This window comes from Arthrobacter sp. USHLN218 (assembly GCF_037144715.1).
In the GTDB taxonomy this organism is placed as follows: domain Bacteria; phylum Actinomycetota; class Actinomycetes; order Actinomycetales; family Micrococcaceae; genus Crystallibacter.
Genome location: NZ_JBBCYT010000001.1, coordinates 564,233 through 587,980, shown reverse-complemented (window position 1 = coordinate 587,980; position 23,748 = coordinate 564,233). Strand labels below are relative to the sequence as shown.

Genomic DNA, 23,748 nt, shown 5'->3' with positions numbered 1-23,748 from the left:
GCGCGCGGCGTGCGCTCTGGAGAGGCGGCAGGGCAACGGGTAGGTTAGCTGTGTGACTACAGATCCCTTTGAACTGGCCGCGGAGGCAGCGGCCTACATCGCCGAACAGACCGGAGTGCGCAACCACGAGGTGGCCCTGGTGCTCGGATCCGGGTGGGGCGCGGCGGCCGATCTGATCGGCGAAACCACGCACACCATGGAAGCCTCCGCCATCCCCGGCTTCTCCGCTCCTGCGGTCGAGGGGCACGTCGGCACAGTCCGCTCCGTGCTCACGCCTGACGGCAAGCGCGCGCTGGTGCTGGGAGCGCGCACGCACTACTACGAGGGCCGCGGCGTGCGGGCCGTGGTGCACGGCGTCCGGACGGCGGCGGCGGCAGGCGCGAAGACCCTGGTGCTGACCAACGGCTGCGGCGGCCTCAACCCGGATTGGAAGCCGGGCACGCCGGTCCTGATCAGCGACCACATCAACCTCACGGCCACCTCGCCCCTGGAGGGCGCCACCTTCGTCGACCTGACGGACCTGTATTCCTCCCGGATCCGTGCCCTGGCCAAGGAAGTCGATCCGGATCTGGACGAGGGCGTCTACGCGCAGTTCACCGGCCCGCATTACGAGACGCCGGCCGAGGTGCAGTACGCCAAGCGGATCGGCGCGGACCTGGTCGGCATGTCCACGGCGCTGGAGGCAATCGCCGCCCGCCACGCCGGCCTGGAGGTGTTCGGCATCTCGCTGGTCACCAACCTGGCGGCCGGCATCAGCGCGGCACCGCTCAGCCACCAGGAAGTCATCGAGGCCGGCCGGGCCGCCGGCCCCCGTATTTCCCGCCTGCTGGCCGACATCATCGCCAAGCTCTGACGCCCAGCCGCCCCGCGGCCGCAGTTGCCGCCGACCAGACAGGTACCGGAATTGACTGACACCGCCAACCCCGCTTCGCTGTTCGCCTCCGCCGAGGAGTGGATGGCCCAGGACCCTGATCCGCAGACCGTGCGCGAACTGCAGGACCTGCTTGCCTCGGCCCGCACCGAGGGACAGGCCGCTGCCGGAGCCCGGCAGGAGCTGGCGGACAGCTTCAGCGGCCCGCTGCAGTTCGGCACCGCCGGGCTGCGCGCGGCGCTGGGGCCCGGACCCAACCGGATGAACCGCGTGGTCGTGCGCCGTGCGGCGGCCGGCCTGGCCAGGTTCCTCGTGGCGAAGGTCGGCACCAGCAGCCGGCCCCGCGCCGTCGTCGGTTATGACGCCCGCCGCAACTCGGAGGTCTTCGCGCAGGAAACCGCGGCCATTTTCACCGCCGCCGGCATCGAGACGTTCCTGCTCCCCTCGGCGCTGCCGACGCCGGTGCTCGCCTATGCGGTCCGGGCGCTGGACTGCGACGGCGGAGTGATGGTCACCGCCAGCCACAACCCGCCGCAGGACAACGGCTACAAGGTCTACCTCGGTGGTCGCGCTACGGACGATGCGGGCCGCGGGGCCCAGATCGTGTCGCCGTCGGACGCTCAGATTGCGGCGGAAATCGCTGCCTTCGACGGGATCGAGGGCATCGCGCTGGCCGAAGGCGGCTGGACCGTGCTGCCGCCCACCGGCGAGCCCGGCTCCATCGAGGACGCGTACGTGGACGCCGTCACGGCGCTGGCGGATCCGCGGCTGTTTCCCTCCCGGCGCCTGAAGATCGTGCTCACGCCGCTGCACGGGGTCGGCGGACGGACGGCGCTGTCGGTGCTGCAGCGTGCCGGCTTCGCGGATGTCACGCTGGTGGAACCGCAGGCGGAGCCGGACCCCGCTTTCCCCACCGTGGCCTTCCCCAACCCGGAGGAAGCCGGTGCCCTCGACCTGGCCCTGGAACTGGCGGAGCGGATCGGCGCGGACATCGTGCTGGCCAACGATCCGGACGCCGACCGGGCCGCCGTCGCGGTCCGGCGTCCGGCTGGCGGCAAGTGGGAAATGCTCCGCGGCGACGAGGTGGGCGCGCTCCTCGGCGCACACCTGGCCGCGAGGGTCGCAGCGCACGCCGCACGGACGTCCGTGAACGACGGCGGCGCGAGGGCACATGAGGGCGCCTCGCCTGCCCCGGGGGCCGGCTCGGCGGTCTTCGCCAACTCGATCGTGTCCTCGCGGCTGCTCGGCAAGATCGCCGAATGGCACGGGATCGCCCACCGGCAGACCTTGACCGGCTTCAAATGGATTTCCCGGGTTCCCGGCCTGAGCTACGGGTACGAAGAGGCCCTCGGATACTGCGTGGCGCCGGACCTGGTCAAAGACAAGGACGGCATCTCCGCAGCGCTGCTGATCGCCGAACTCGCCGCGGATCTGCTGGCCAAGGGACGGACGCTGCAGGACGAGCTCGACGAGCTTCAGCTGGCCCACGGCATCCATGCCACCGACCAGCTGGCCGTCCGCGTGGGCAGCCTCGACCTGCTCGACGCCATGATGCAGCGGCTGCGCGAAAACCCGCCGGCATCCTTCGGCGGTTCCCCCGTGGAGTCCAGCCTGGACCTTGCCCACGGCAGCGCGGAGCTGCCCCCTACCGAGGGCCTGCAGTACCTGACCCGCGACGGCTCCCGCGTGATCATCCGGCCCAGCGGCACCGAACCGAAGCTCAAGTGCTACCTGGAGGTGATCCAGCCGGTCGACGGGGCCGACGAACTGCCGTCCAAGTACGCCGCGGCAAGGGAGCGGCTGGACCAGGTGCTCGAAGACATCAACGACGCACTGGGCCTCTAGCCGCCCCGGGCCCAAGAGCCGCCGGCCGGCACGGGCCCGAACCGCTCGCCAATGCCGCGGGCTCGTCCGGCGCGCCCGGTGCGGCCGCTCAAGGGAGGTAGCGATGGCAGGACCGGTACCCGCCAGGATCAGCTGGGCCATGGAGCGGCTCGATCTGCAGCCGGATGACGAGGTGCTGGAAATCGGCTGTGGCCCCGGCGCCGCGCTGCAGCTGGCCTGCCGGATTCTGGACGGCGGACACATCACCGGGATCGACCGGTCCGCTACGGCGGTTGACCGGGCCTCGGCCCGGCTCGCCGGCGAACTGGCCGCAGGCAAAGCAGCCCTGGCGACCACAGCCCTTGCCGCACTGGAGGCACCGCCGTCATCATTCGATAAGGCATTTGCGGTGAACATCAACACGTTCTGGACCGGGCCGGCCGACGCCGAGCTGCTGGTCCTCCGCCGCGTCCTGCGGCCCGGCGGGCTGCTGTTGCTGGTCTATGAAACGCCCGGCCGGCCGGACCGCCAGCTCGAAGGCGCCGCCTCCGCCCTGCGCGCCCACGGCCTCCGGCCTGAAATACTGGCCGGTCCAGGGCCCAAGCTCGGCGCGGTCACCGCCCGGCTATAGCAGGCGGTCGGCCAGTCGCCCCGTTCCAGCTCCCACACCGCCGCATTCCGGCTCCAGCTCCCGCGGCAGCGACGGAAACGGTGCAGTTTTGGCGGAAACCGTGCAGTTTTTGGAAGCAGCTGCCCTGCTGACCTGCGGCTTTGTCCGCGGCGTCCACAAGAGCTGCACCGTTTCCGTCACCGTCCGGGCCCGGAAGGGACCAGTTGCCGGCGCCCAACGGATCAGCCGAGGGGATCAGCCGCGCGCGAACCGGTCCAGCACCAGGTCGACCAGTTCCTTCGGCGGTTCCTCGTCCGGCACCAGCAGCGGACGGGAAACGAGGTCCGCTCCGGAACCGGCGGCGAGCGAGGCGAAGTAGCCCGGTGCCAGCAGGTAGCTGGCCACGACCACGCGGGCATGCCGTCCCGCCAGACGGCGTCGGGCGATGCGCGCCCGCTCGGCGGCGACGGCGGTCTTGAGTTCGGGCTGGGCCGCGGAGATGTAGCCGGCGGCCACGTCCATGCCCAGGAACCCGGACAGCATGCGGGCGGTGGTCTCGCAGTCGGACACAGCGCGGGCATCGGTGGAGCCGGCGCAGGCCAGGACCACCCGGTCGCCGCGGCGCAGCCCGGTCTGCTGCAGCCGCTTCGCCAGCACCTTCACCAGCCGCTGGTCCGGCCCGAGCGCGCGGGTCACCGAGACCCGGTCCGATGATGCAGCGGCTTCGGCCAAATCCACGTGGACGTGGTAGCCCGCCGAGAGCAGCAGCGGAACCACGCGGGTCTCCTCGCGCAGGCCGGCCAGGACCGTCGGCACGTCCGGCTGCTGCACATCGACGAAGGCTTCCCGCACGGCCAGGTCCGGCCGGCGCCGCGCCACGGCCCCGACCAGGCCGCCGATCGCCGCCTGTCCTGCGGGCGAAGCGGTGCCGTGCGAGGCAGCGACCAGTGCTGTGGCAGTCTGTGCCGGGACCATGCCGCCCCACGGTTCGCAAGCGAAGCCGTCGGGCGTCGTGTCCAGCTCCGGTTCCGGCAGACGCGCGCGGACCGGCCGCCGCGGCATCAGCAGCCCCGTCGGGGTGCTCATGCTGCCGCCTCCCCCGCGGCTGCCGCAGGTATTCCGACGGAAACCAGGCCGTCCTCGATCCGCACCGGGAACACCGGCAGCACCAGCTCGGGATCCGTGTAGCACTCGCCCGTGCCCAGGTCGTACACCTGCTTGTGCAGCGGCGAGGCGATGGTCCGGCGCCACCCCGTGCTGCCCAGGATGCCGCGGGCCATCACGCAGGAGCCGGTGGCCGGATCCCGGTGCGCGGCCGCATACACCTCGGTGGCCGAGACCTTGAACAGCGCCACCTGCTCCCCCTGCACCAGGGCGGCCTCGCCCCAGGCAACTTCCAGCTCATCCACGTGGCAGACAGCGTGCCAGCGCAGCGCGAGGCCGTCCAGTCGGGTCTCCTCAGCGGTCAGTACGGTCATCGTGAACCCCGTTCGGTGTCGGTCGGATAAGGATGGCTCCCACGCTACGGAGCCGATGTTTCGGGCTTCGCTCCTGCCCGGTTTCGGCCGCGTAAAACGCTCCTCACCGGCCGGGGAACCGCGCTGTGATGCTGCGCCAGGCCCCGAAAAAAGGCCACTGGACCCGAAAACGCGCCGTCCGCCGTCGTTGTTTCCGGCAGGTTTCCAAACCCTCACCCCCGACCCCCCAAAACCCGGAGGAAACGTCAACTGCGGGAAACAGAAGGGAAATTGCCGTGCAACGGCGCCCGCCTAGCGTGGAACCCATGCAGCGCCGGTCCTTGCCGGCGGAAGCCATTTTGAACCCGAGGTAGGCCCATGAACCAGAACAGTTCCCCAGCCGCACGCCGGATTGTCGTCGTCGGCGGCGGGCCCGCGGCGCACCGTTTCACGGAAGCGATGTGCGCCCGCGGCACCGCCGGCCTGGCCATCACCGTCCTGACCGAGGAAACGCACCTCCCCTACGACCGGGTGGCCCTGAGCCGGGCCCTCACCGAAACCGGTGTGGACCTGACCCTGGGTGACCGGGAACTGTGGAACAACGACGCCGTCAGCCTGGTTACCGGCGCGCGTGCGGTGGATCTGGACCTGGCCACCAAGGAAGTGATCACCGCCGACGGCGGGCGGTTCGGCTACGACGAGCTGGTCCTGGCGACCGGTTCGAACGCCGCCCGGCTGCCGATTCCGGGCAACGAGCACACCCACGTCTACCGGACCCTGGAGGACGTGTGGGAGATCAACCGGCGCGTCGCCGAACTGGGCGAACGGCTCGGGCGGCCGGTCAACGCCGTCACGATCGGCGGCGGGCTGCTCGGGCTGGAAGCCGCCGCCGGGCTGCAGCAGCTCGGGGCCAACCCGGTGGTGATCGACGGCGGCCCCTGGCTGATGGGCACGCAGCTGGACGAGGGCGCGGGCCAGGCAATGGGCCGGCTCATCGCGGCCAAAGGGCTGGAGGTCCACGGCGGCGTGTATCCGGCGGCCGTGCTCACCGAAGAAGGACCGGACGGCGCGGCGACGGTCACCGGCGTCGAAATGGCGGACGGGCGGATCATCGAGGCGGACATGGTGGTCGTCTCGATCGGCGTCCGGCCGCGCGACGAGCTGGCCCGCACGCTGAACGGCCGGGCCAAGGAGGAGGCCGCGGCGGCCGCCGGGAAGGCACCGGAAGAGCTGGGCGACGAGGACTTCGTCCCGGTCTTCCGGATGGGCGCCCGCGGCGGCATCGTCATTGACGAGTCCTGTGCCACGGACGTGGAGAACGTCTGGGCGGTCGGCGAGGTGGCCAATTTCGGCGGCCTCTGCGTGGGGCTGGTGGCCCCCGCCAACACGATGGCGGAGATCGTCGCTGACCGGCTGCACGGCGGCAGCGCGGCCTTCGCCGGGTTCGACACCGCCACCAAGCTCAAGCTTTCCGGCGTGGACGTGGCCAGCTTCGGCGACGGCTTTGCCAAGACCGCCGGCGCGCTGGAGATCGTGTACGCCGACCCGGCCCGCGGTGTCTACCAGAAGGTGGTCACCAGCAACGACGCGAAGACCCTGCTGGGCGGCATCTTCGTCGGCGACGCCGCACCGTACCAGAGCCTGCGCCCGCTGCTCGGCCGGGAGCTGCCGGCCGAACCCGGGGCGTACCTGTCGGCCGCGGGCGGTGCGGAGGCCCCGGACTCGGACCTGCCGGACGACGCGATCCTGTGCTCCTGCAACAACGTCGCCGCCGGATCCATCCGCGACGCGGTCAACGGCTGCGGCAGCTGCGAAGGCCAGGATCCCGTCCAGGAGCTCGCCGGACTCAAGGCGTGCACCCGCGCCGGCACCCAGTGCGGCTCCTGCGTCCCGATGCTCAAGAAGCTGCTGGAAACCGAGCTGGCCAACAACGGCATCGCCGTCTCCAAGGCGCTCTGCGAACACTTCGCCCTCTCGCGCGCCGAGCTCTTCGAAGCGGTTCGGGCCACCGGGCTGCGCAGCGCCGGCGAGGTCTTCGCCCGGTTCGGCGTTCCGGTGGAGCTGGAGCACGACGACGGCACGGTGGAAGCGGTCCCGCCGCTCGGCTGCGACATCTGCAAGCCGGCCCTGGGCTCCATCCTGTCCTCGCAGCACGCCGAGTACCCGCTGGACGGCGGCCGCGGAACGCTGCAGGACACCAATGACCGCGCCCTGGCCAACATGCAGAAGAACGGCACCTACTCCGTGGTCCCGCGCATCCCGGGCGGCGAGATCACCCCGGACAAGCTGGCCGTGATCGCCCAGGTCGCGCAGAAGTACGGCCTGTACACGAAGATCACCGGAGCCCTGCGAATCGACATGTTCGGGGCCCGCCTCGAGCAGCTGCCGGACATCTGGAAGGAGCTGGTGGACGCCGGCTTCGAATCCGGACAGGCCTACGGCAAGGCGCTGCGCAACGTGAAGAGCTGCGTCGGCTCCACCTGGTGCCGCTACGGCGTGCAGGATTCCGTGGCGATGGCCATCAGCATGGAGCTGCGCTACCGGGGCCTGCGCGCGCCGCACAAGTTCAAGATGGGTGTCTCCGGCTGCGCCCGCGAATGCGCCGAGGCCCGGGGCAAGGACGTCGGCGTCATCGCCACCGCGGACGGTTGGAACCTCTACGTCGGCGGCAACGGCGGCGCCAACCCGGCGCACGCCCAGCTGCTCGCCAAGGACCTGGATGACGAGACGCTCGTCCGTTACGTGGACCGGTACCTGATGTACTACATCCGCACCGCCGACCGGCTGCAGCGCACCGCCCGCTGGATGGAGGACCTGGACGGCGGCATCGGCCACGTGCGGGACGTCGTCGTCGACGACTCCCTCGGCATCGCCGCAGACCTCGAGGCCGCGATGGCCCGCCACATCGAGAACTACGAGGACGAGTGGGCGGCCACGCTCAAGGACCCGGAGCGGCTGCGCCGCTTCCGATCCTTCGTCAACGCCCCGGACCAGCGGGACGACTCGATCGCCAACGTGGCCGAGCGCGGCATGATCCGCCCTGCCACCGAGGCCGAGAAGGCCGCCGCTGCCGCCGGCGAAGGACCCGTCCTGCTCGGCGCCACCATTCCCGTCCGACAGTCCTCCGAAGGAGCCTGACATGCAGCTCACCGCAGACCTGACCGGCCGGCACGTCCTCGTCGCCGGCGCCCATGACGAGGCCCGCCGCGCGGTCCGCCGCTTCGCCGCCGCCGGGGCCATCGTCCGTCCGGTGTCCCGTCCGGAACACTTCACCCCGGAAATGCTCGACGGCGCCGTGCTGGCCGCGGTGGTCTCCGCGGACGACGGCGGATGGCCGGATTTGTCAAAGGCCTGCGGTGATCGCGGGGTGCTGCTGGTGCGCGAGGCTCCCGCGCTTTCCGGCGGGCGCGTGACGCTGGTCGGCGGCGGGCCCGGGACGCAAGACCTGCTCACGGTGGGCGCCCAGGAGGCACTGCGGGAGGCCGACGTCGTTTTCTTCGACCGGCTCGCCCCGCACGACGACCTGCCCCGGCTCGCCCCCGGGGCGGAACTGGTCGACGTGGGCAAGCAACCCGGCCACCACAAGGTCACCCAGCGGGACATCGAGCGGCTGATGATCGAGTCGGCCAAGGCCGGCAACAATGTGGTGCGGCTCAAGGGCGGCGACCCGTTCGTGTTCGGCCGCGGCGGGGAGGAAGCCGCAGCCTGCGCGGAAGCCGGCATCCCCGTCAGCGTGATCTCCGGCGTGACCAGCGCGATCTCCGTCCCGGCGGCGGCGGGCATCCCGGTGACGCACCGCGGCATCAGCCACATGTTCACCGTGGTCTCCGGGCATCAGCCGCTGACCGAGGCCGAGCACGAGCACCTCGCCGGCCTCGGCGGCACCGTCGTGGTGCTGATGGGCGTCGGCACGCTGCCCCAGCTCACCGCCGGACTGCGCCGCGCGGGGATGCGCCCGGACATGCCGGTGGCCGTGGTGGAGCGCGGCTTCAGCGACTCCCAGCGGACCACGGTCTCCACCCTGGCCGGCATCGTCACCGCGGCGGGCGCGGCCCGGGTCAAGTCCCCCGCCATCCTCGTGATCGGCGAAGTAGTACGGCTCGCCGACGGGAACGGCGCCGGGCAGCTCGCCAGCCTGGCCGAAACGGTGGGAGCCTGATGGCCGGGACCGCCACGGGCCGGCCGCCCGGCCACGGCACGGCCGAATCCCTGGAGGAAGTGCGGGCCCTGGTCGAGGCAACCAATGCGGAGGCCCTCGCCGGCTTCCGCATCGGGGTCACCTCGGACCGGCGCTCCGACGACCTGATCTCCGCGCTGGAACGGCGCGGCGCCCAGGTCCTGCATGCCCCGGCGCTGAGGATCGCCCCGGTGGCCGAGGACCGGGCGCTGCTGCAGGACACCGCCGCCGTCCTGCATGCCCGTCCGGATGCCACCATGATCACCACCGCCTACGGCATGCGCCGCTGGACCGAGGCTGCGGACGTCCACGGCCTCGGCGAAGAGCTGATGGATGCCCTCGAGGCGTCCCGGATCTTCGTGCGGGGCCCGAAGGCCCGAGGGGCCGTCCGTGCCGCCGGCCTCAACGATGCCGGCATCAGCCACGACGAACGCACCTCCAGCCTCGTGGACCTGCTCCTGGCCGAGGGCGTGTCCGGCGCCACCGTCGCGGTCCAGCTGCACGGTTACACCGACACGACGCAGCTCGCGAGGCTCCGCGACGCCGGGGCCCGGGTCCTGACCGTCACGCCGTACCGCTGGGTCAAGCCTGAAGGGTCGGAAGAGAAGGTCGGCCGGCTTATCGAGGCGGTCGTCGCGCGGCAGCTGGACGTGGTCACTTTCACCAGCGCTCCGGCGGTCGACGCGCTGCTCAGCACCGCGCATGAGATGGGCCGGTATGACGCCCTGGTGGAGGCGTTCGGGAACGACGTCGTCGCGGCCGCCGTCGGGCCGGTCACCTCGCGCCCGCTGGAGGATGCGGGAATCCGTCCCCTCATGCCCGAGCGCTACCGGATGGGCGCCCTCATCCGGCTGGTCGTCGAGCACCTGTCCGAAAACCGGATCCAGCGCGTTGGCACGGCGCTCGGCGAAGTCCAGATCCGCGGCCGCTCGGTCATCCTCGGCGGACGGCGGACGGACCTCTCCCCCACGCCCATGGCCATCTTCCGAGCCCTCGCCACGGCCGGCGGGGCGGTGCTGCCGCGCGAATCACTCCAGCAGTGCCTGCCGGACGCCCCCGGCGAACACGCGCTGGACATGGCCGTGAGCCGGCTCCGCCAGGCCCTGCCGGATGCGTCGCTCGTCGCGACCGTGATCAAGCGCGGATACCGCCTCAACGTGTAGCGGCCGTCCCGGAGACGGGGCGGGCTGCCCCGTCGGCAAGGGTCAGGCGACGATTGCGCCGCCGGCCGGCACCGCGGCGGCATACAGCCAGAACAGGGCCAGCAGGGCGAGCGGCAGCAGCAGGGAGCAGACTCCGGCGCCCCGGCCGCGTCCGGTAAAGACGGCGACGGCTCCCAGCACCATGCCCGGCAGCACCCCGAGCAGGCCGATCTGGGCCAGCATCGCCCCGGCGGCGGACGCCCGTGCCTCGGCCGCGGTGCAGGCGTTGTCCAGCGCGCACAGTCCCTGCAGGAGCAGCGGGAAGCCGACGACGATCAGCGCGACGGCGGCCGCGCAGAGTCCAAGCGCCAGCCAGCCGGGCCAGCGGGGCTTGGCCGCATCGGCGGCGGGCAGGACCATCTCCTCAAGATACTCCCGGCGGGAACCGGAGGGAACGCCGCAGCGGCAGGCCGGCCCCAGGCGGGCGGCCGGTTCCGGACGGGCCCTAGCTGCAGGTGGGCAGGCGCACTGCGGCCGGGGCGCATTCCCCGCCCGCCGGCGCCGCTGCCGAGATGCCGAGCACGGTGGCCCCGACGTCTTCCAGCGCAACCTGCATGAAGGTCAGCGAGAGCAGGTTCTCTTCGCGCTGGCGCGCGCTGACCCCGGTGGAGGAATTGAGCCAGGTGAAGCGGGTGAGCTTGCCCTCCAACTCACCGAGGAGGGCCTGGATCTCGGCCTCCAGCACGGCCGACTGCTGCCCGGCCACGGCGGAGGCGTCCGCGGCAGCGGATACGGGTTCAAAACGGCGCAGCGTCGAGGGCTCGTGCGGCATGGGTCGGCCTTTCCGGGGAGGAGTGCGCCACCGTCTTCCGATGGCAACAGGCACATCGTAACGTTTCATCCCCGCGGCCAACAGACCCCGTCGGCGTGTCCCGGCGCACACACCGGTGAAGTAGGTCACAATATGCCCGGACGGGTCGCTGCGTCAGATCGGGTACTGCGCGTGGCCGTACTGCTGGATCGTCACCCACCGCTGCTCGGTGAAGGAATCAATGCCGGCCTGGCCGCCGAATTTGCCATAGCCGGAGTTCTGGATTCCGCCGAACGGGGCCATGGGCTCGTCCGCCACCGGCTGGTCGTTCACGTGCACGATCCCGGTCCGCAGCCGCTGCGCCACCTTCAGTCCTTCGTGGATATTCTCGCTGATCACGCCGGCGGTCAGGCCGTACTTCGTGTCGTTGGCCAGCTCCACCGCATGCTCAGCACTTCGAGCCGGGAGCACGGTGGTCGCCGACCCGAAGATCTCCTCGTGGAAGATCCTCATCTCGGGCGTGGTTCCGGTCAGCACCGTCGCCGGCACGATCGAATGGTCCAGCTTGTGCCCGCCGGCCACCGCCGTCGCGCCCTTCCGCACAGCATCGTCAATGAGCTCATACTGCCGGTGAGCGGACTTCGCGTTCACCGCCGGGCCGATCACCGTGGCCGGATCCGCCGGGTCGCCGGTCGGCAGCACGGAGACCCTCCGCGCGAACTTCTCGGTGAACTCCTCGGCCAGGCTCTGGTCCACCACCACGCGGTCCACCGACATGCAGATCTGCCCGGCGTTCATGAAGGAGCCGAAGACGGCAGCATCCACCGCGTAGTCCAGGTCCGCGTCCTTGAGCACCACCAGGCTGTTCTTGCCGCCGAGCTCCAGCACGGCCGGTTTGAGGTTTTCGGCCGCCATGACGCCGATCTTCCGGCCCACTGCGGTGGACCCGGTGAAGTTGACGATCCGGACGCGTTCGTCAGTGATCATGGCGCTAACGACGGCGGCGGCGTCCTCGGGCGCGTTCGTCACCACGTTGAGCACTCCCGGCGGCAGCCCGGCGTCCAGCAGTGCATCCGCAAGGTAGAGCCCGCAGGCCAGCGGCGCGTCCTCGCTCGGCTTGAGCACCGCCGTATTGCCGACGGCCAGTGGGACGGCGATCGCGCGGATGCCCAGGATAAACGGCGCGTTCCAGGGCGACATGGCCCCCACCACGCCGAACGGCTGGCGGATGGAGAGCGAGTAGGCGCCGGGCATGTCGGAGGCCAGCACGTCACCGCGGGTGGCGGTCGTGGCCGCGGCCGCCTCGCGCAGCATGTTGGCGGCCAGCCCGGTGTTGAACAGCGACCACGGCTTGACGCCGCCCACTTCACCGGCCATCAGTTCGGCGCCCCGTTCCGCCCGTTCCTCCAGCAGGTCCGCGGCCTTCAGGAAGATCTTCCGGCGGGCGCTCGGGGCCATGGCCACCCAGTCGTCGAAGGCGGCGGCCGCGGCGTCCACCGCCTTCGTCATGTCCTCCGCCCCGGCGGCTGCCACGGTCGCGAAGGCCTCGCCGGTGTAGGGATTGATGTCCTCGGTGGTCTTGCCGGAGGCGGCCGGGACATGCTTGCCGCCGATGATCAGGTCACGCGTGATTGCCACTGAAGCCTCCTAGGTCCGGCGGCTCCCCGCCTCGGGCGGAGGGCCCGTCTTGACACTCCTTTGCTACCACCGACCAGCGCCGAAAGATAGGGAAGGGACCGCCGTCGTTGGCCGGCGCCGCGCTTGCACCGCGCAGGGAACTAGGGCCGCGCAAACCGTGGAGTCCGCCGCCCGGACCCCCAAAATTCGCCGTCCGGCCCCTCAAAATCCGGTCCGGCCACTCCCTTGATTTCGGCGTTGCCCCGCTTCCGCCCTCCGGCGACGATTGAAGTCCATCCATAGTTTCGCGGGCATGGCTGGTGTGGGGCGCTGGTCCATGCCCGTTCCTCGAGAGGACACTCGACATGAGGAAAATTCCAGCCGCCCTGCTCACCTGCGTCCTGGCGCTCGGCGCCCTCCTCCCGGCTGCCCAGCCGGCGACGGCAGCCACCGCCACCACCGTCGTCGCCGCCGGCAGCACCAACGCCAAGGCCCTCTTCAGCAACGCCGGCGGCTACGTCGCCTCGAACAAGAGCTTCGGCCAGAGCTACTACCTGAAGAACATCAAGTCCAACCGGACCGGCGTGCTGCAGGAAAGCCGTGGGGGCAAGTGGGTCACGCTGCGAAGTCTCAGCTGGCGCAAGCAGGCCGGCTCGGTCAATTCCACGGCGGTGACCGTCCGGACCACCAAGACCACGGCCACCGTGGTCAAGAAGTACCGGCTGGTCGTCAACGCCACGAAGCTGGAGAAGCAGTGGGTTTCGGCGACGGCCACGCTGCGCCACCAGAATCCGCGGCACTACACCGGCTACAAGCGGACGGTGTACAACACGATCAAGAAGTACTGCCCCAACGTCATCATCCTGGAGGAAAGCCGCACGCGCAGCTACACGTACAGCACCTCGCTGCGGATGAACGTGGCACGCCGCCCGGCGGGCCAGCTGCTGAAGTATGCGGCCCTGCACGAGTGCGCGCACGTGCGGCAGTTCAGCCTCTACGCACCGTCCCAGCAGCCGACGCTGCACAAGAAGCTGAATGCCATCTACAAGACCACCCGAGGCGTGGAAATGGCCGCGGACTGCATGGCCTTCCGCATGGGTGTGGACAGCAAGCTCATCTTCGGCACGTACACCAAGAACTGCGCCGGCGCACGGGGAACGGCGGCCGCGAAACTGCTGGCCGGGCGGAAGCTCTGAGCCGTCCACAGGGCGCCGCGGCCCCCTTTTCCGCCACCCGCGATTGTGCGACGATGCCCTCATGAGGCACGGATACAGCCACGGCCACCACGAGGACGAGGACCTGCCGGCGAGCGATCCCCGGGCCATTGCCGAACGCCGCCGGGAAGCGGAGGAGAAGCTGGAGCAGCACCAGAAAGAGGCCCGCGAGAAGGAAGCCCACGAGCATCCGAAGGCCTGAGCCTTAGGGCCCGGCCGGCTCTGGTCCTGGCCGGTTCCGGGCCTGAACGTTGCGGGTCTGTCCGGCCTTGGACCGGAGGTCCGCGGGTCCGGCCGGCCCCGCACTCTGGCTGGCCGCGGGCCGGGTTAGCCGAGCGCGCGCAGCGCCGCGAAGTAGCCCGGGATCCGTTCGGTCGAGCCGCCGGACTTCATCGGCACCGCCTCGATGACTGCCGGGCCTTCTGCGAGCAGCTCCCAGGCCGCCGGGTCGAAGACGCGCCGGCATTCGCGGCGCCCGAAGTGCCCCGGCATCGGCAGCCCCTCGATCGCGCGCCGCAGCGGTCCCGGGATGCCCCGCCGGTCCGCGCCGAGGTGCGCCACGTACTGGAACCTGTTGCCCTGGAAATCCGTCTCCGCCAGGAACACGCGGCCGCGCCGGCCCACCAGGGCGTGCAGATTCGCCGCCAGCCGGGCCTGCTCCGCCGGGTCCAGCACATGCAGCACGCCGCGCAGGAACACGTTCGCGTCGCCGCCGGCCTCCTCGCGCAGCAGTCCGGCAGCGCCGTCGGCCGTGGCGTCCACGGCGAGGAACCTGGCATTGGTCGCCGCACCGCTTTCGGCGCCCGCCCGTGCCACGGCGCTGCCGGACACGTCCACGCCGATCGCCTCGGGAAACATCCCGGCCAGCCACCGCGTGAAGGTGCCGTTGCCGCAGCCGACGTCGATCACCGGCAGCGCTGGATCCAGCTGGGCGCGGATCTGCTCCTCGTACCGCTCCCGCTCGGATGCAGCGCCGGCGTCCCAGAGCACCTGGCCTCCCCGCCCGGTATGGCTGATCCCGGCCCAGTACCGCTCCCACGCCGTGTGCGGATTCTTCGGCACGCGGGACGAGAGCTTGGCCAGGGTCGGCAGCAAGACAAGGGAATCCCAGAGGTTACGCATAAACCAACCTTAGGCAGGCGGAAAGTCCGCATTGAACAAGAACACGACGGCGTCGGCCGGCACCGGGCGGCTGAAATGGAAACCCTGGCCGTAGAGACAGTCGAGTTCCCGCAGCCGCGCGGCCTCTCCGGACGTCTCGATGCCCTCGACAATGGCCTGCAGCCCGGCCGACCTGATCAGCTGCAGGACTGCGGCCACGAAGTCGCGCTGGCCCTGGTCCGCGTCGATGCCCTTGATCAGCGACTGGTCCACTTTCACGGTGTCCGCCGGCAGCGAGCGCAGGTAGCTGATCGAGGAGTAGCCGGTGCCAAAATCGTCGATCTGCAGGCCCACGCCCAGCCCGCTGAGCTTAGCCAGCACCTGGGCCTCTTCGGTCTCACGGGTCATCAGGACGGTCTCGGTAATTTCGAAGACCAGCTGCGCCGGCGCGATGCCGCAGCGCGTCAGGGTTCCGGCGACGTCGTCCAGCAGATCCTTCCGCAGCAGCTCGGCGGCGGACAGGTTTACATGCAGCTTGACGTCCTGCATGCCCGGCACGACGGCGTTCCACGCCTTCAGCTGCGGCAGCGCCTCCGCCAGTGCCCACCTGCCGATGTCCACGATCAGCCCGGTTTCCTCGGCAAGCGGGATGAAGGTGTCCGGCAGGACCATGCCGCGTTCCGGGTGCCGCCACCGAACCAGGGCCTCCAGGCCAATGATCCTGCCGGTCGCAAGGGCGACGACGGGCTGGTAATAAAGCGACAGCTGACCCGTTTCCAGGCCGCTGCGCAGCTCCGCGGCCGTCCGGGAACGCTCCTGGGTGGCCTCGAGCATGGACGGGACGAAGAGCTGCACATTGTTCCGGCCACGGGACTTGGCCACATACATGGCCACGTCGGCGTCGCGCTGCAGGGCGGCCGCGGTGTCCTCTTCGGAACCGATGCTCACACCGATGCTGCCCATGGCCCATACGGAGGCCGAGCCCACGGTGATGCTTCGCTGCAGGGAGCGCAGCACGCGGTGTGCGATCGCACGCACGTCGTCTTCGTTCGCGTTGGGAACGAGGATCGCGAATTCGTCGCCGCCGAGCCGGGCCACAGTGTCCGTCTCACGGACCGAGGCCCGCAGCCTGCCGGCCACCTCGACCAGCACTTCGTCTCCGGCGCCATGGCCCAGGTTGTCGTTAATGGTCTTGAAACTGTCCAGGTCCAGCATCATCAGCGCTGGCGGGCGGCCTCCATGCTGCACCGCTTCGAGGGCCTCGATGATGCGTTCCCGCAGGCGGGACCGGTTGGCCAGCCCGGTGAGCGCGTCGGTCATCGCCATCCGGCGCAGCTCGGCCTGGGCCTGGATCAGCTCCGCCGTCCGTTCCGCGACCCGCTGCTCAAGGTCGGAGTAGATGTAGTGCAGTTCCTCGGCCAGCAGGTTGACGCCGGTGATGACGGCGTCGATCTCGTCCCGGGCCTCCGAGGGCGGGATCCGCGCCGAGAGGTCGCCGGACGCCAGCTTCACAACTCCCTCGACGAGTTGCTGCAGGCGGGGGTCCTTCGGCCCGGCCGCGGTCACCGCTGCACCGGAAGTTCAACGGAGACTGTCGTGCCCTCGCCCAGGCGGGACTGCACCAAGAGCTCCCCGCCGTGCTGATGCACCAGGTCCTGCACGATGGCCAGGCCAAGGCCGGTCCCCTGGATGGCGGCGGCCGTGGCGTTGGATCCGCGGAAGAAGCGCTGGTACAGCTTGGGCACCTCGTCCTCCGGTATCCCGATCCCGGTATCGGCAACCCTGACGCAGGCCCGCTCCACGCCGTCGCCGTCCGTGCTGGACAGCGTCACCGTGACGCTGCCGCCGGACGGCGTGAACTTGACGGCGTTGGAAATGATGTTCGTGAAGACCTGCTCCAGCTGCGCGCGGTCACCCTCGACCTGGACCGGCTCCCGATCCTCAAGCTGGAGCCTCAGGTCTCCGGCCGCCGCGGCCGGAGCCATCGTCGCCACCACGGACCGGAGCACCGTATTGAGGTTGAACTTTTCGATCGACTGCCGGATCTGCTGCGCATCGCTGCGCGAAAGCATCAGGACGTCCTCGATGAGCTGGTGCAGGCGGTGGGCGTTGCGCGCGACGACCTGCAGCATGCGGGACGTTTCCTCCGAGAGGCGCCCCTCGCCGTCGTCAATAATCAGGTCCAGATAGCCGATGATGGAGCTCAACGGTGTCCGCAGCTCATGGTTAACGGTGGCGACGAACTCATTCTTGGCCCGGTCCAGGTCCCGCAGCCGCTCCAGGACCTGCCGCTGCGCCGTGATCAGCTGGCCCTGCACCAGCCCGTGCGCCAGGTTGCCGGCCACGTGCTGGACCAGCGAGGCCTCCACCGGCGTCCACGTGCGCGGGGCGTGGGCGCCCAGCCAGAGCAGGCCGAAGGCACTCGCCCCGTGGCCCAGCGGCACGATCAGCGAGGAACCCAGTCCGTCCCGGGCCGCGGACTTCGCCAGCGGATCGCACGACGGCGCCAGGGCCGGGTCGTGGTGGTCCGGCACGGCGAGCACGGTGGCGTCTTCCCACAGCTGCGCCGCCAGCGGCCGCGCATCCTCCTCGGCCAGGGCCGGCGCCGTGCCGCGGATCCCGTCCGCGCTCCAGCCCAGGGCCTGCTCCGGCACCCTCTCGTCCCCGAAGGTCAGGATCCAGCTGTGCTCGACCCCGAAGACTTCCCCGAGGCCGGCAATCACGTTGCGGGACATCGCCTGCGGATCGTGCGAGCCCCGGATGGCTTCCGATATCCGCCGGGTGCGGCTGCGCAAAGCTTCGGTTTTTTCGCGGCGCTCGGCCCGTTGGCTGCTGCGGGCCAGCGCGGCTCGGACCCGCAGCACCAGTTCCTCCGGCTGCAGGGGCCGCAGCAGGAATTCCGACGGGTCCCACTGGGCGATCCGCTCGGGCGGGACGCGGCCGCCCGTCACCAGGACCACCGGCAGCCGTCCGCGGAGGCCGGTCCGCGCCAACTGCTCCAGCCAGTGGTCGCCCTCCGACTCGCAAGCGGCCAGGATGATGACGGCACCGGGCTGCTCCGGAGCATTCGGGGCGTCCGGGGCCAGCAGCTTGACCAGCGATTCCCCGTCCGCAGCCTCCCTGATCGGGAACCCCGCGGCACGCAGCACCGAACAGGCCTCCGCCCGTTCTTCGGGCCTGTCCCCCGCGACCGCGACGGGCGCTTGCGCCGCCGGCACCGTGGCTGTTTCCATGAATCCTTTTCCCGGCGCCTGCGCTGCTGCGGGCGTCGTCATTTGCAAGGGCGAGCCCCACAATCAATCATTTCACCATCGCGGCCGCCGCTGCGCCAGCATCCTGCCCAACCCGGTCCGGCTGCGCCGCGCGGGGCGACTAGGCCCAATGCAAGCCCGCACCCTTCTATGCAAAGATGGAGGCTCCAGAGCACGTAGTCGAAAGGATGCCAATGTCCGGGATCGCCGCCTATATTGACCACACATTGCTCAAGCCGGAGGCATCGCGCGAGGACATCCTGAAAGTCTGCGAGGAGGCGGTCAAGTACAAGTTCGCCTCGGTCTGCACGAACCCGGTCTGGACGGCGCTCGTGCACAACACGCTGAAGGGCTCGGGCGTCAAGACCTGCGCCGTCGTCGGATTCCCCTTTGGAGCGACGCCGACGGACGTAAAGGTCTACGAAGCCCGCGGCGCGAACCTGGACGGCGCGGACGAAGTGGACATGGTCATCAACGTCGCCGCCGCGCGCGCCGGTGACCGCAGCTCGCTCTTCACGGACATCGCGGCCGTGGCCGACGCGGTCCACGCAGGGGGTGCGCTGCTGAAAGTCATCCTGGAGACCCACTTCCTCACGGACGAGCAGAAAGTGCTTGTCTGCGAGGTGGCTGCCGAAGCCGGTGCCGACTTCGTCAAGACCTCCACCGGATTCACCGGCGGCGGCGCCACGGTCGAGGACATCAAGCTGATGCGCGGCACCGTCGGATCCGCGTTGGGCGTCAAGGCCTCGGGCGGAGTGCGCTCGATCGAGGACGCCAAGTCCATGCTTGAAGCCGGCGCAACACGGATCGGCGCCAGCTCGTCAGTAGCTATTGTTAACGGCGAGACAACTTCTTCCGGATACTGACGTCCGGACCACCACCCGCATTTCGAGGAGAGAAAATCCCCCATGGCAACCCCTAAGCAGCGCTCCCACTCCGGCGAAGGCCACCTTGTCAGCAACATCGTGATCTTCGTCCTCATGATGGTGCTGTTCCTCGGCGCGATCGTCGCCTTCGGTTTCGAGCCGCAGATCGGGGCCATCCCTGCCTTCGCCATCGGCCTGACCCTGTTCGCCCTGGCGTTCTTCATCCCGCAGCAGATCATCGGCCGCTCGGATTCCCACAAAGACCTCGCTAGCTAATCCCACCAACGGGCGACAAGCCCCCCAACACCTGGGCGCACAGCCTCGGTTGCAGGAGAACTCCGGTGCTCGGCCCTGGCCGAAAACCCGGTGGCACCTGCAACCGGCTGTGCGCTCAGCCCGTTAACGGCGGCGGCACGCTGCCCGCTGGGCAAGGCGCCACAACGACGGCGGGGCGGCCCGCCGTCGTCGGCGTTCCGCTGCCGGTCGATGCGCATGTAGACTGGCAAACGGTGTGACGGGAAGTCTGGTCGTCGAGCAATTCGTGACGTCCTGACCCCAAGGAGAGCCATGACCCAGCCCGCTCCCGGCCAATCCAAAACCGTCCTCGGACGCGGCAGCTATCCCGAGTATCTGCGGATCAGCGACCTCTTGCGCAAGGAAACCGTCGGCGGGATCCTGCTGCTGATCGCCGCCGTCGCCGCCCTGGTCTGGGCGAACTCCCCCGCCGCGGACAGCTACTTCGCCATCCGGGACTTCACCATCGGCTACGAGCCGTGGCACCTGGACCTGAGCATCGGCAAGTGGGCCTCCGACGGCCTGCTGGCCATCTTCTTCTTCCTCACCGGTCTGGAACTCAAGCGCGAGTTCGTCGCGGGCGACCTGCGTTCGCCCAGCCGCGCTATCGTTCCCATCGCGGCGGCATTCGGCGGTGTGGCAGTCCCGGCCCTGATCTACGTCGCCATCAACCTCAGCGCCGGCCCCGAAGCGCTGCGCGGGTGGGCCATCCCCACCGCTACCGACATCGCCTTCGCCGTCGCCGTGCTGGCCGTCATCAGCTCGCATCTGCCGAGCGCCCTGCGCATCTTCATCCTGACCCTCGCGGTAGTCGATGACCTGATCGCGATCGCCATCATCGCGTTCTTCTACACCGAAGAAGTCCATGTCCCGTTCCTGCTGTGGATGTTGCTGCCGCTCGGGCTTTTTGCCTTCCTGACGCAGAAGTACACCCGCTTCTTCGCCCGGCACCATGCCGCCGCATGGATCGTCCTGCTCCCGCTGGGCGTCATCACCTGGGCCCTGATGCATTCCTCCGGCGTCCACGCCACCGTTGCCGGCGTCCTGCTCGGCTTCGTGGTCCCCGTCCAGCGCCGCGCGAAGGACGGCGGCCCGGATGCCGGGCCTGGCCTCGCCGAGCTGCTCGAGCACCGCTTCCGTCCGTTGTCCACGGGCTTCGCCGTTCCGGTCTTCGCCTTCTTCTCCGCGGGCGTGGCGCTCGGAGGATGGGCGGGCTTCGAGTCAGCCGTCACGGACGCCGTCGCGATGGGCATCATCCTGGGCCTCTTCCTGGGCAAGCCCATCGGCATCCTGCTGACCACGTGGGTCCTCACCAAGGCCACGAAGGCGCACCTGGACCCCTCGCTGAAGTGGGTCGACGTGCTGGGCGTCGCCATCCTCGCCGGCGTTGGCTTCACCGTGTCGCTGCTGGTCAACGACCTCAGCTTCCTCCTCGGCAGCCAGCATCACGACCATGCCAAGGTCGCCGTCCTCACCGGCTCGCTGGTGTCCGCCCTCGTCGCCGCTGGCGTCCTGCGCGCCCGCAACAGCCACTACCGCCGTGTCGAGGCTGAGGAACAGGTGGACGCCAACCACGACGGCATTCCCGACGTCTACGAAGAGGGCAACCGCGCCTGATGCGCCGCAACGGTCGTCGGCAGCCACAGCGCGGTTAGGAACAGACTCCCTTTTGGCTCAACTCACTGAGTGTCCATGTCAGGGGCTGCGTTCCCCCGGCTGAGTCGGTCTTCGTCACGACAACCTCCCAGTTGCTGTTGTTGAGGCCCAACTGGTCCAGCGAGATAGTAAGTATCGCCAGCCCTGATGCGTCCGGCCGCGGGGCGACCAACGTGATCGGGTCTTTGCCCGGTTCCTGGCCGCCCTTGTTCAGGCGAACCGCAGAAAGCGTGAAGCCAGTCCCCGGGGTCTGCATCCACCGGATGGTGAAGGTCTTGCCATCCGCGGAAACCGAACAGCCGGAACCGACGATTCCCACGGCGACGGACACCTCGACGGCCGCCGACTGGGACCACTTGGCCGCCGCCGTTCCCGCGCCGGCGCCCATCAGCACCGTAGCCGTGAAGGCTGCAGCGGCAACACGAAGTTGTTTGGACTGCCGAAACCTCGTGCCCTGCTCAGTCATGCCTCGGCCTTCTTTCGGCGTGACTCCCGTGCCCCTCGGAGGATAGTGACCACTCCATAGCCGATCAGGCCGACGGCGACCCACTTGGCCACGCCCTCGCGGTTGTTGTTCTCCATCCAGTTGGCCGCCCACCCCACCTTTGGCACGGAGTACAGCAACTTCCCGCGGACCTGCACCTCCTGCACGGGGACCTCGTCCTCCAGCGAATTGTTGTCGCCCTTGGTGATCAGCGTGCGGTCGCCCTCCTGGTTCACGCCGATCGACACGATACGGTGCGTCACCACCTCCGGTTCTCCGGACTTGAGCTGGTACGTGATGACGTCGCCGATCCTCAGCCCGGCGAAATCCGTTGGCTTGACGATCAGCAGGGTCCCCGGCGGATACTTCGGCGCCATCGAATTGGTCAGCACCGTGTAAGGCTGCGAACCCGTGACGGCAGGAATGACGATTAGGATTACAGCGGCAAAAAGGGCCGTGCACAACGCCACGAAACCCAGTACCCGGCCGGCGGCGCGCCGCATCCCCCGCGGCTTGGTTACAAGGCTGGTTTCAACGCCAGCAGCAGTCATAGCTATCCGTTCAAAGCTGGTCAGCGGTAATCGGCACGGTGATCTTCGTCTGCGTGCCGGAGAGTGCCTGAGGCGCGGTCGAAACCAACGCCAACTGAAAGCAGAAGACGGCCGACGCATTCTTGGCAAGGGTCGCCTCGGCCGAGCCGCCGGCGGCGGTGAAATCGACGGCGCCGCAATTGCTCGTATCCGCAGGAAGCGCCCTTGTCTTGATCACGAGGTAGCTGGCGGAAGCCTGTCCGATGCGGGCCCGGACCGCGAAATCCGAGCCCGCATTCGTGACGTTCGAGACCTTCACGCCGGCGTAGGCCGGCACCGTGCTCGAAACGGGGCCGCTTGGCCGCAGCGGCAGCAACGCCGCCTTGCCCGAAGCATCCACCATTTCCATCTCTGCACCGGTTCCCACGTCCGTGAGCGTGACACGAAAATTCGCCGCCTGGATGGTGCCGGCTTCCACCGGCACCACCCTGCTCCACAGCGCGTACGTCCCCTGTACAGTCAGCAAACCAAGAACGACGGCGGCAGCGAGGAGAGCGCTGGCCTTCAGTAACGTCTTGATCCGCATCGTGTTTCTCTGGGTCGGTCAACGGGCGAATGCCGCTGAGGCGTGTTGCGCTGCTCGTAACCTGCCTTAAGGAGCGGCGACCGCCTGAGGCTTAATCTGCTCCAGCTTGTATGCGACCTCACCGAAATCGTATGCGGCTCCTACTCTGTCGCGCGCGCCTGTCGAAGCAAAGAACTCGAAAGTCGTGGCAGCTTTGACTTCCATAGTGTGGGTCTCGGAATCGGTCATGCTCGCCTTGAGCGGGCCAACGATACGCTCTCCATCTAGCGTTAGCTGCACGGGCGTCTGCTTTGCCGTTTCCCCGAACTCACCTCGGCCGATGCCCTCGGCGCTCACGGTCGCAGCCATCGCTTTGCCCTCAAGAGTGACCGTAAGGTCCTGCGAATAAGTAATCTTCTCGCCCGGGACGATTCGGTAGGCCTCAATATTCGAGATGTGTCCTGTCTTGTTTGAGGTCCAGGAAGCCTCACCGGCCTTTAGGTTGAGATCGCCGGCGGTAATACTGCCCGGGTCCCCTCCAGGCAAGTCCACACTCCACCAGGCCAACGTCCCACCGCCGCCTAGGAGCAGTGCTACGCCAATACCGGTGGCGATGGCACCTTTCGTCATCGTGTTCATTTGTAGCCCCAACTGTTCAAACTAATTGCTGACAAGTGCCACCCTTGCGGCCGATTCTCAAGAATCGACGCTGGGTTAACAAAAGGAAGATGCAAGATCTCCTCAAGATTTGGGCCCTTCTGGCCAGCTGAATCTTGAGCAGATCTTGAGGTGTTTCTGCGCTGGAGCTTGAGCATGTGTGGCGACAATGGCTGCATCAGGTCGGATCACGCGGACGGAGGAACCATGAGGGTCGACGACCAGCTGGTTTCCTTCGAGGCGCTGCGTGAGCTGGCGGATGAGTTCGATGACGACCGTGTATGCCGGTCCTTCGTGGGTAACTTCATCAGCATGTGGGAGGCACGGCACGCCCGTCTTCGGGAGGCTGTCCTGGCATGCGATGTGAAGGCTGCGATGGATGCGGTGCTCAGCGTAAAGACCGCCAGTGCCATGGCGGGCGCTAAGCCGTTGTCGGCGCTGGCTGCGAAGCTTCAGCAGCTCATCCAGTGCCTGGGAGAGGAGATGCGGACGTCGCGTACGCTCGCGCTCCTTGAGGAAATCAAGTCCTGCGGCGAAGCGACGATCGTCCAGCTGAGGCTCTGGTATTTGAGCTCAGCGGGATCTGGCGGCAGGTAGCTGGTGACCGGGTAGCGGGGTCGG

The 23,748-nt window shown here is 69.1% G+C and carries 24 protein-coding genes; 12 read left to right on the top strand and 12 right to left on the bottom strand.

Features of this window, described 5'->3' with window-relative positions:
- The first annotated feature begins 52 nt into the window (after nucleotides 1-52).
- From WFH44_RS02615 to WFH44_RS02605, 3 genes are all read left to right on the top strand, one after another.
- Nucleotides 53-853 carry a purine-nucleoside phosphorylase gene (locus WFH44_RS02615; RefSeq protein WP_336711504.1) on the top strand — a complete coding sequence of 267 codons (801 nt, stop codon included), beginning with the start codon at nucleotides 53-55 and terminating at the stop codon, nucleotides 851-853.
- Nucleotides 854-955: 102 nt separating this feature from the next.
- Nucleotides 956-2,716: a phospho-sugar mutase gene (locus WFH44_RS02610; protein ID WP_336711808.1), complete on the top strand. Its 1,761-nt coding sequence runs from the start codon at nucleotides 956-958 to the stop codon at nucleotides 2,714-2,716.
- Nucleotides 2,717-2,819: 103 nt separating this feature from the next.
- Nucleotides 2,820-3,326: an SAM-dependent methyltransferase gene (locus tag WFH44_RS02605; protein ID WP_336711503.1), complete on the top strand. Its 507-nt coding sequence runs from the start codon at nucleotides 2,820-2,822 to the stop codon at nucleotides 3,324-3,326.
- Between the two features lie 234 nt (nucleotides 3,327-3,560).
- On the opposite strand, the gene WFH44_RS02600 is transcribed toward WFH44_RS02605, so the two are convergent.
- Nucleotides 3,561-4,391: a sirohydrochlorin chelatase gene (locus tag WFH44_RS02600; protein ID WP_336711502.1), complete on the bottom strand. Its 831-nt coding sequence runs from the start codon at nucleotides 4,389-4,391 to the stop codon at nucleotides 3,561-3,563.
- Nucleotides 4,388-4,783 carry a nitrite reductase small subunit NirD gene (nirD, locus tag WFH44_RS02595; RefSeq protein ID WP_336711500.1) on the bottom strand — a complete coding sequence of 132 codons (396 nt, stop codon included), beginning with the start codon at nucleotides 4,781-4,783 and terminating at the stop codon, nucleotides 4,388-4,390. Before nirD ends, WFH44_RS02600 begins: the two co-directional genes overlap by 4 nt.
- A 357-nt stretch (nucleotides 4,784-5,140) precedes the next feature.
- On the opposite strand from nirD, the gene nirB reads away from it, so the two are divergent.
- Genes nirB through WFH44_RS02580 form a run of 3 tightly spaced genes read left to right on the top strand, consistent with a single transcriptional unit; the run spans nucleotide 5,141 to nucleotide 10,102 of the window.
- On the top strand, nucleotides 5,141-7,900 hold the full coding sequence (gene nirB, locus WFH44_RS02590; RefSeq protein ID WP_336711499.1) for a nitrite reductase large subunit NirB: 2,760 nt from the start codon (nucleotides 5,141-5,143) through the stop codon (nucleotides 7,898-7,900).
- A 1-nt stretch (nucleotide 7,901) separates the two neighbouring features.
- Nucleotides 7,902-8,921 (top strand): uroporphyrinogen-III C-methyltransferase, encoded by a 1,020-nt coding sequence (gene cobA, locus WFH44_RS02585; protein WP_336711498.1) that lies wholly within the window; start codon nucleotides 7,902-7,904, stop codon nucleotides 8,919-8,921.
- On the top strand, nucleotides 8,921-10,102 hold the full coding sequence (locus WFH44_RS02580) for a uroporphyrinogen-III synthase (RefSeq protein ID WP_336711496.1): 1,182 nt from the start codon (nucleotides 8,921-8,923) through the stop codon (nucleotides 10,100-10,102). The genes cobA and WFH44_RS02580 overlap by 1 nt, the downstream gene beginning before the upstream one ends.
- 42 nt (nucleotides 10,103-10,144) lie before the next feature.
- Here WFH44_RS02580 and WFH44_RS02575 read toward each other — a convergent pair whose 3' ends face one another.
- The 3 genes from WFH44_RS02575 to WFH44_RS02565 form a co-directional block, all read right to left on the bottom strand.
- Entirely contained in the window at nucleotides 10,145-10,501 is a 357-nt protein-coding gene (locus tag WFH44_RS02575) for a hypothetical protein (RefSeq protein WP_336711494.1), read from the bottom strand.
- Nucleotides 10,502-10,586: 85 nt separating this feature from the next.
- Nucleotides 10,587-10,913 (bottom strand): hypothetical protein, encoded by a 327-nt coding sequence (locus WFH44_RS02570; protein WP_336711493.1) that lies wholly within the window; start codon nucleotides 10,911-10,913, stop codon nucleotides 10,587-10,589.
- A gap of 153 nt (nucleotides 10,914-11,066) precedes the next feature.
- Nucleotides 11,067-12,530 carry an aldehyde dehydrogenase family protein gene (locus tag WFH44_RS02565; RefSeq protein ID WP_336711491.1) on the bottom strand — a complete coding sequence of 488 codons (1,464 nt, stop codon included), beginning with the start codon at nucleotides 12,528-12,530 and terminating at the stop codon, nucleotides 11,067-11,069.
- Between the two features lie 344 nt (nucleotides 12,531-12,874).
- On the opposite strand from WFH44_RS02565, the gene WFH44_RS02560 reads away from it, so the two are divergent.
- The gene (locus WFH44_RS02560) at nucleotides 12,875-13,705 is read left to right on the top strand and encodes a hypothetical protein (protein WP_336711489.1); all 831 of its coding nucleotides are present in this window, start codon (nucleotides 12,875-12,877) and stop codon (nucleotides 13,703-13,705) included.
- 61 nt (nucleotides 13,706-13,766) lie between these two features.
- The gene (locus WFH44_RS02555) at nucleotides 13,767-13,925 is read left to right on the top strand and encodes a hypothetical protein (RefSeq protein ID WP_262103305.1); all 159 of its coding nucleotides are present in this window, start codon (nucleotides 13,767-13,769) and stop codon (nucleotides 13,923-13,925) included.
- 125 nt (nucleotides 13,926-14,050) lie between these two features.
- Here WFH44_RS02555 and WFH44_RS02550 read toward each other — a convergent pair whose 3' ends face one another.
- From WFH44_RS02550 to WFH44_RS02540, 3 genes are read right to left on the bottom strand one after another with little or no spacing between them, the layout of a single operon-like run.
- Nucleotides 14,051-14,845, bottom strand: coding sequence for a class I SAM-dependent methyltransferase (locus tag WFH44_RS02550; protein WP_336711488.1), 795 nt, complete (start codon nucleotides 14,843-14,845; stop codon nucleotides 14,051-14,053).
- A gap of 9 nt (nucleotides 14,846-14,854) precedes the next feature.
- A complete protein-coding gene (locus WFH44_RS02545; RefSeq protein ID WP_336711487.1) occupies nucleotides 14,855-16,390 on the bottom strand; it encodes a bifunctional diguanylate cyclase/phosphodiesterase in 1,536 nt (511 codons plus the stop codon).
- A complete protein-coding gene (locus WFH44_RS02540) occupies nucleotides 16,387-18,057 on the bottom strand; it encodes an ATP-binding protein (RefSeq protein WP_336711485.1) in 1,671 nt (556 codons plus the stop codon). The genes WFH44_RS02545 and WFH44_RS02540 overlap by 4 nt, the downstream gene beginning before the upstream one ends.
- A 212-nt stretch (nucleotides 18,058-18,269) precedes the next feature.
- On the opposite strand from WFH44_RS02540, the gene deoC reads away from it, so the two are divergent.
- From deoC to nhaA, 3 genes are all read left to right on the top strand, one after another.
- The gene (gene deoC / locus WFH44_RS02535) at nucleotides 18,270-18,941 is read left to right on the top strand and encodes a deoxyribose-phosphate aldolase (protein WP_336711484.1); all 672 of its coding nucleotides are present in this window, start codon (nucleotides 18,270-18,272) and stop codon (nucleotides 18,939-18,941) included.
- Nucleotides 18,942-18,983: 42 nt separating this feature from the next.
- Nucleotides 18,984-19,217 (top strand): hypothetical protein, encoded by a 234-nt coding sequence (locus WFH44_RS02530; RefSeq protein WP_336711482.1) that lies wholly within the window; start codon nucleotides 18,984-18,986, stop codon nucleotides 19,215-19,217.
- A 291-nt stretch (nucleotides 19,218-19,508) separates the two neighbouring features.
- Entirely contained in the window at nucleotides 19,509-20,852 is a 1,344-nt protein-coding gene (gene nhaA, locus WFH44_RS02525) for a Na+/H+ antiporter NhaA (RefSeq protein ID WP_336711481.1), read from the top strand.
- Nucleotides 20,853-20,886: 34 nt separating this feature from the next.
- Here the strand turns inward: nhaA and WFH44_RS02520 are convergent, their stop codons facing one another.
- The 4 genes from WFH44_RS02520 to WFH44_RS02505 all read right to left on the bottom strand — a co-directional run bounded on the left by WFH44_RS02520 (nucleotide 20,887) and on the right by WFH44_RS02505 (nucleotide 23,109).
- Nucleotides 20,887-21,357, bottom strand: a complete 471-nt coding sequence (locus tag WFH44_RS02520) for a hypothetical protein (protein WP_336711479.1) — start codon at nucleotides 21,355-21,357, stop codon at nucleotides 20,887-20,889.
- Nucleotides 21,354-21,926 (bottom strand): signal peptidase I, encoded by a 573-nt coding sequence (locus WFH44_RS02515; protein ID WP_336711477.1) that lies wholly within the window; start codon nucleotides 21,924-21,926, stop codon nucleotides 21,354-21,356. Before WFH44_RS02515 ends, WFH44_RS02520 begins: the two co-directional genes overlap by 4 nt.
- A gap of 10 nt (nucleotides 21,927-21,936) precedes the next feature.
- The gene (locus WFH44_RS02510; RefSeq protein ID WP_336711476.1) at nucleotides 21,937-22,491 is read right to left on the bottom strand and encodes a hypothetical protein; all 555 of its coding nucleotides are present in this window, start codon (nucleotides 22,489-22,491) and stop codon (nucleotides 21,937-21,939) included.
- Between the two features lie 66 nt (nucleotides 22,492-22,557).
- Complete coding sequence (locus tag WFH44_RS02505) at nucleotides 22,558-23,109, bottom strand: alternate-type signal peptide domain-containing protein (RefSeq protein WP_336711475.1); 552 nt, start codon at nucleotides 23,107-23,109, stop codon at nucleotides 22,558-22,560.
- A gap of 225 nt (nucleotides 23,110-23,334) precedes the next feature.
- Here WFH44_RS02505 and WFH44_RS02500 point away from each other — a divergent pair, with 225 nt between their 5' ends.
- The gene (locus tag WFH44_RS02500) at nucleotides 23,335-23,724 is read left to right on the top strand and encodes an Hpt domain-containing protein (RefSeq protein ID WP_336711474.1); all 390 of its coding nucleotides are present in this window, start codon (nucleotides 23,335-23,337) and stop codon (nucleotides 23,722-23,724) included.
- The last annotated feature ends 24 nt before the right edge of the window (nucleotides 23,725-23,748 follow it).

Excerpts from the sequence above, each read along its gene's own strand:
- WFH44_RS02610 (WP_336711808.1), top strand. The coding sequence starts at position 956 with ATGGCCCAGGACCCTGATCCGCAGACCGTGCGCGAACTGCAGGACCTG.
- WFH44_RS02605 (WP_336711503.1), top strand. The coding sequence starts at position 2,820 with ATGGCAGGACCGGTACCCGCCAGGATCAGCTGGGCCATGGAGCGGCTC.
- WFH44_RS02600 (WP_336711502.1), bottom strand. The coding sequence starts at position 4,391 with ATGAGCACCCCGACGGGGCTGCTGATGCCGCGGCGGCCGGTCCGCGCG.
- nirD (WP_336711500.1), bottom strand. The coding sequence starts at position 4,783 with ATGACCGTACTGACCGCTGAGGAGACCCGACTGGACGGCCTCGCGCTG.
- nirB (WP_336711499.1), top strand. The coding sequence starts at position 5,141 with ATGAACCAGAACAGTTCCCCAGCCGCACGCCGGATTGTCGTCGTCGGC.
- cobA (WP_336711498.1), top strand. The coding sequence starts at position 7,902 with ATGCAGCTCACCGCAGACCTGACCGGCCGGCACGTCCTCGTCGCCGGC.
- WFH44_RS02580 (WP_336711496.1), top strand. The coding sequence starts at position 8,921 with ATGGCCGGGACCGCCACGGGCCGGCCGCCCGGCCACGGCACGGCCGAA.
- WFH44_RS02575 (WP_336711494.1), bottom strand. The coding sequence starts at position 10,501 with ATGGTCCTGCCCGCCGCCGATGCGGCCAAGCCCCGCTGGCCCGGCTGG.
- WFH44_RS02570 (WP_336711493.1), bottom strand. The coding sequence starts at position 10,913 with ATGCCGCACGAGCCCTCGACGCTGCGCCGTTTTGAACCCGTATCCGCT.
- WFH44_RS02560 (WP_336711489.1), top strand. The coding sequence starts at position 12,875 with ATGAGGAAAATTCCAGCCGCCCTGCTCACCTGCGTCCTGGCGCTCGGC.
- WFH44_RS02555 (WP_262103305.1), top strand. The coding sequence starts at position 13,767 with ATGAGGCACGGATACAGCCACGGCCACCACGAGGACGAGGACCTGCCG.
- WFH44_RS02550 (WP_336711488.1), bottom strand. The coding sequence starts at position 14,845 with ATGCGTAACCTCTGGGATTCCCTTGTCTTGCTGCCGACCCTGGCCAAG.
- WFH44_RS02540 (WP_336711485.1), bottom strand. The coding sequence starts at position 18,057 with ATGGAAACAGCCACGGTGCCGGCGGCGCAAGCGCCCGTCGCGGTCGCG.
- deoC (WP_336711484.1), top strand. The coding sequence starts at position 18,270 with ATGTCCGGGATCGCCGCCTATATTGACCACACATTGCTCAAGCCGGAG.
- WFH44_RS02530 (WP_336711482.1), top strand. The coding sequence starts at position 18,984 with ATGGCAACCCCTAAGCAGCGCTCCCACTCCGGCGAAGGCCACCTTGTC.
- nhaA (WP_336711481.1), top strand. The coding sequence starts at position 19,509 with ATGACCCAGCCCGCTCCCGGCCAATCCAAAACCGTCCTCGGACGCGGC.
- WFH44_RS02520 (WP_336711479.1), bottom strand. The coding sequence starts at position 21,357 with ATGACTGAGCAGGGCACGAGGTTTCGGCAGTCCAAACAACTTCGTGTT.
- WFH44_RS02515 (WP_336711477.1), bottom strand. The coding sequence starts at position 21,926 with ATGACTGCTGCTGGCGTTGAAACCAGCCTTGTAACCAAGCCGCGGGGG.
- WFH44_RS02510 (WP_336711476.1), bottom strand. The coding sequence starts at position 22,491 with ATGCGGATCAAGACGTTACTGAAGGCCAGCGCTCTCCTCGCTGCCGCC.
- WFH44_RS02505 (WP_336711475.1), bottom strand. The coding sequence starts at position 23,109 with ATGAACACGATGACGAAAGGTGCCATCGCCACCGGTATTGGCGTAGCA.
- WFH44_RS02500 (WP_336711474.1), top strand. The coding sequence starts at position 23,335 with ATGAGGGTCGACGACCAGCTGGTTTCCTTCGAGGCGCTGCGTGAGCTG.